At 41.9% G+C, this 4,762-nt stretch carries 6 protein-coding genes; 3 read left to right on the top strand and 3 right to left on the bottom strand.

What is annotated here, in order from left to right:
* Together VFM80_RS00895 and VFM80_RS00890 are read right to left on the bottom strand one after the other, a co-directional pair.
* On the bottom strand, window positions 1-614 hold a 614-nt coding region (locus VFM80_RS00895), incomplete at its 3' end, for a DUF2975 domain-containing protein (protein WP_395068617.1).
* A 445-nt stretch (window positions 615-1,059) separates the two neighbouring features.
* Window positions 1,060-2,241, bottom strand: coding sequence for an AMP nucleosidase (locus tag VFM80_RS00890; protein WP_395068615.1), 1,182 nt, complete (start codon window positions 2,239-2,241; stop codon window positions 1,060-1,062).
* Between the two features lie 2 nt (window positions 2,242-2,243).
* Here VFM80_RS00890 and VFM80_RS00885 point away from each other — a divergent pair, with 2 nt between their 5' ends.
* Complete coding sequence (locus VFM80_RS00885) at window positions 2,244-2,819, top strand: NUDIX hydrolase (RefSeq protein ID WP_395068613.1); 576 nt, start codon at window positions 2,244-2,246, stop codon at window positions 2,817-2,819.
* A gap of 192 nt (window positions 2,820-3,011) precedes the next feature.
* On the opposite strand, the gene tnpA is transcribed toward VFM80_RS00885, so the two are convergent.
* Window positions 3,012-3,458, bottom strand: a complete 447-nt coding sequence (gene tnpA, locus VFM80_RS00880; protein ID WP_395068611.1) for an IS200/IS605 family transposase — start codon at window positions 3,456-3,458, stop codon at window positions 3,012-3,014.
* Between the two features lie 397 nt (window positions 3,459-3,855).
* Here tnpA and VFM80_RS00875 point away from each other — a divergent pair, with 397 nt between their 5' ends.
* Both VFM80_RS00875 and VFM80_RS00870 read left to right on the top strand, forming a co-directional pair.
* Entirely contained in the window at window positions 3,856-4,332 is a 477-nt protein-coding gene (locus VFM80_RS00875; RefSeq protein WP_395068609.1) for a peroxiredoxin, read from the top strand.
* Window positions 4,333-4,345: 13 nt separating this feature from the next.
* Window positions 4,346-4,762: toprim domain-containing protein (locus VFM80_RS00870; protein ID WP_395068607.1), on the top strand; the 417-nt coding region annotated here is incomplete at its 3' end.

The raw sequence follows: 4,762 nt of genomic DNA, 5'->3' as shown, positions 1-4,762 counted from the left end.
TCGTAAATGCGATTCCCTTCTTTAAATACATAGCCGAGTACGATGATGAAAATTCCGATCATCATAAAGTCTTCAAATCCTTGAAGGGAAGAAAACTCATAGCCTTCTGGGAGGGAAATACTGTCAAGCAGTGGTAATGGGAGGAACCTGATAAATATGTTAAGGGCTGATGTGAGGAAAAGTGTCCAACCAATAATGTAGAGATATTTGGAATTGGTGATATCAAACGGATTGCCCTCGGCTACATTTCTCAACACTTTGGCAAAAAAGTATAATACCACCAGAACAAGGATCGTGCTATAAGCCTTTAAGCCATTATAGAATAAAAAGGCCGGTAAATGATCCTGAAAGCTAGCCTGTAAAGCAATATTGGCTTTTAGCGTATTATAGATGTTGACTTTGGCATCGTTTGTTTCAATGTCATTGAGGCTATCCAGTCCCTCAATGTTTAGTACAACCGGAATGCTGTGTATAAAGTAAGTACCATCTTCAGAAACATAATTACTAGAGTTGAACATCAGCATTATTACTGCATTGATTATGGTCAGCCAAATTCCAATTTGGCAGATGTAGTAAAGGAAATACGCTAACGACCAGTCTTTTTTGAATTCCATAACAGTAAAATTGATTTCCGTTTGCCAAAAAAGAAAATCAAAGAATAGGTGAAAAGCAACAATTATTTATTGATAAACAATAAATAGTTTCCGAATAAAGAAAATCATGATGTTCTAAGATTTTATTTTATTGGAAGTTAATTCTTTCGCTTCAACGCAGAGCGGTTGGAGCGAGGGGAGATATTTTATTTGCATTAATTATAAGCTGGCAAGAGTCAAGTAAGGGCGTATTGCAATACGCCCTTACGGTCTGCTAGATTGATGTAAAGGTGCTGAAAAAGTTAATCCAATAGTGATCCGTTACACTAGCGAAATCCTTCAGGGCTTCCAGAAGAAAAAGAATTGGAGATTCAGATCCCCGCCTTCGCGGGGATGACTTAGGAAATGAAAACCAAAATCGGAAAATCGTTCAGCGTTGGAAGTTCCTTGCTGGATGTTCGATGTTCTACTCCGTCCCACCCATCAGCGGCTCATTAAATGCACGGATGCTGGAATTTGGCAATCCTTCCGGGTAATTCTCCTTCACCATTTGAAGGGCCTCTATCACCATTTTGAGATGGAGTTCCTTGGAGTTTTGGTAAAACGACTGTGCATATTGGGAAAGCTTTGGTTTTCCGTGCAGGGGTTTGTCACTTACACAAAGCAGGGTAGCATGGGGGATACGATATCGGAATCCATTGGTGGCTACGGTTGATGACTCCATATCCACAGCAATGCTTCGGCTCATGTGAATTTCCTCCACCGTTCGGGCTTTTGAGAATTCCCAGTTTCGGTTGGCCGTGGTGTACACCGTTCCGATGCGGTGTTCCATATCATTTTTGTCCAACACCTCCTGCATGTACCGGTTCAGAATGTAATTTGGTGAGATTGGGATTCCGATAGGAAAAACATCATCCAGTACGCGGTCGGCTCTGTAGTAACCGTTGGCCAGAACGAAGTCGCCGATATCCTGGTGATTTCGGAGTCCGCCGCAGTGTCCGACCATCACCATGGCATCCGGCCGAAGCACTCCAACATGATCGGTAATGGTTTTGGCATTCGAAGGACCCACACCGATATTCACCAGCGTAAGGCCGGAGTTGTTTTCCATTTTGTGATGGTAGGCAGGCATCTGAGCTCCCTCGTTCACCGGTTTTTCACAGTCGGGAAACATCTCAAGGAATACATCAATATGCATATCATAGTTTGTGAAAAGAATGTATCGCTGGAAATCTTCCGGTTTGGTGCCGGTATAATGGTAAAGCCGATCGAGGGAAATGTCGATGCGTTCGGCCCGGAATAAAAATAATTTCTTTTGGGTGATGTCCCACTCATTCTCATCCAAGTTGTCAAAGAGTTCCGGATTGTTCATTGCTAAGGCTTCCCTGGAAGGCTTCACAAAAACCGTTGCCCCATTATTAACCAAACGTTCAATTTCACGCTTTAAATACCATCGGTATGCGGCGGGCTGAGCAAGTTCTCCATCTATAACAGGATTGTGCTTACTCCAGGTACGCTCAACGATCAGCTTAGGGTATTTTCCTGAAGCATAAATTTCTTCCATCAGATCGCACGCTTTAATAATAGCTTTTTTAAGTTCTGTCTCCGAGGAAAATTGATCTTTAACTAATTTGAGCGTTTCTGACATTTATGAAAAACCGTGATTTTAAATTTACAATTGAGCCGTGGGTCACCACGAATGAAGAGCTCAAATATACGACGAATATCTTCAAACTTGTAAGTCGCGATATGAAACTCGAATCGGAAGATAAGGAAGCTGAGTTTTCGATTGTAGAGGCACCTGACTGGATGAACGTGATCCCGCTTACCAGTGAAAATGAGATCGTGTTGGTGGAACAATATAGATATGGCATTGAACAGCCGACGTTGGAACTTCCGGGCGGAATGGTAGATCCCGGCGAAACCCACGATGAAACGGCTAAGCGTGAATTACTTGAAGAAACCGGCTATGCGGGAGATACCTGGCATTATTTGGGAAATGTAAGTTCAAACCCGGCTTTTTTAACAAATTACACACATCTGCATGTGGTAGAAAACTGCAAAAAGATCAAGGAGCAGGAACTGGATGGCCACGAACGTATTAACGTTCACCTGATGCCGCTGGATGATTTTTTGGAGATGGTGAAGGAAGGGACTGTGCATCACTCGCTGGTGGTAGCGGCGGTGGCAAAGTTTTTGTTGTGGCAACGTACCACGGTTCGTTGAGTAACAGGATGTTTGTAGTAGTTAGGGTGGAACCGGAAGTTTCGGCAGGCGTTCCGAACATCTCGTTCGGAACGAGTGCAAACCCCGCAGGGGTTTAACATGAATAACCGCGGGTGAAGTGGATGTAATCCATGCAACCCGTGGATAGAGAAGGCTAAAAGGCGGCAACCCTAAATGGGTTCAACAAGAAAGTTAAAGCAAATACCGTTCATCAAATTCTATCTCATGTTCTTTTAGCAAAGCAATGTATTCTTCTCTGAAAGTCATTGTTTTATGATGTTCTTCCTGGTTTTTCACATACTCAATCAGCCGGTCTTTGGCTTTAATGCTGTAACTAAACGCACCATATCCATCCTGCCACCCGGTAAACTCAGGAAATAATCCTTCTTTCCGGATGTATTTGTTGCTTGAGGTTTTCAGGTCTTTGATCAACGTTGAAACCGGCATCGTTGGGTGGACATGGGTGATGATGTGCAGATGATCTTCAACTCCATTAATCCGGTATAAATGACAGTTTTTATTATTAAGAATACCCCAAAGATATTTGTACAATTGTTTTCGATTAGGTTTTGTTAAAGATGGATTGCGTTCTTTGGTACTGAAAATAATTTGATATAAAAGCTGTGTATAGGTACTCATAATTAACCCCCGATTATTTTACACCAATATGGGCTTAACAGACATTTAGTTCAACCCCTTCAGGGTTGCTGGGCTTTTGATGCTATGGTCTCCGGGTTTCGCAAGCTTCACCCGGAGTTATTCATGTGGCATCCTTTCAGGATGTGGAGATAGTAGTTAATTCAGAGTCTGAAAGATCTATGAATCTAGGGTTAACTTTTACTCAGACAACTAAGTCAGTACTTGAAACCCCGAAGGAGTTTACGTTTGAAACAAGCTATACCAAGAAGCCTCCTCATCAAACAAATAAATCCCTCTCATCAATAAATCAGATAGGGATTAAGCTGAAACCGAACGATTCCCTTCTTACTTTCAGTTATCACAATCCACCAACAGAAAGAATAAATAATCTAACATTATGATCGAACAAGGCTCAAAAGCGGATCTTGATTTCACAATAAAAGCAGTGCAAAACGGAGAAGAAAAAGAGATCAATTTCAAAGACCTGTTGGACAAACCAACCATTGTATCTGTATACATGAAGAACAATACCAGTGGGTGTGACCGGCAAACAAAAGACCTGGCTGACGAAGCTGAGTGGTTTACTGAAAAAGGATATAATCTTGTGGCCATAAGCAAAGATACCTGTGGCTCCCACAAGCGCTATGCTGAAAAGCAAGACATCGATTTTACCCTGGTTTCAGATCCGGATTATAAATTTGCGGAAGCAACCGATTCTGTAGTTGAAAAAAAGATGTATGGAAAGACTTTTACAGGTCCTTCACGTTCGGCCTTTGTTATTGATACAGATGGTACTATTTTGGGAGTCGTCGAAAAAGTAAATACCAAAGACCACGCCGGAGAGTTAAAAGAGTTGGTCGAAAGTTTGAAATAATTACCCCTACTGAATGAAAAGTCTTGTAATTGTAGAGTCACCTACGAAAACTAAAACTATTAAAAAATACTTGCCTGACGGGTACGTAGTAGACTCCTCTATGGGTCATATTCGCGACCTGCCTTCATCTGCCAAAGAGATTCCTGCCAAATATAAAAAAGAGAGCTGGTCGAATTTAGGCATTAATGTAGACGAAGATTTTGATCCTTTATATGTGATCCCTTCTTCCAAAAAGAAAGTAGTAACCAGGCTCAAAAAGTTATTGAAAGATGCGGATGAATTGATTCTTGCGACGGATGAGGATCGGGAAGGAGAAGCAATTTCCTGGCATTTGCTGGAGATCCTAAAGCCGAAAGTTCCGGTGAAGCGGATGGTTTTTCGTGAGATCACAAAAGAGGCTGTACTGAATGCTCTCGAAAATACCCGGGAT

The sequence above is a fragment of the Gracilimonas sp. genome (assembly GCF_035704785.1).
Classification (GTDB): domain Bacteria; phylum Bacteroidota; class Rhodothermia; order Balneolales; family Balneolaceae; genus Gracilimonas.
The sequence above is the reverse complement of the archived record's forward strand: the minus strand, read 5'-3'. Positions and strand labels throughout refer to the sequence as shown.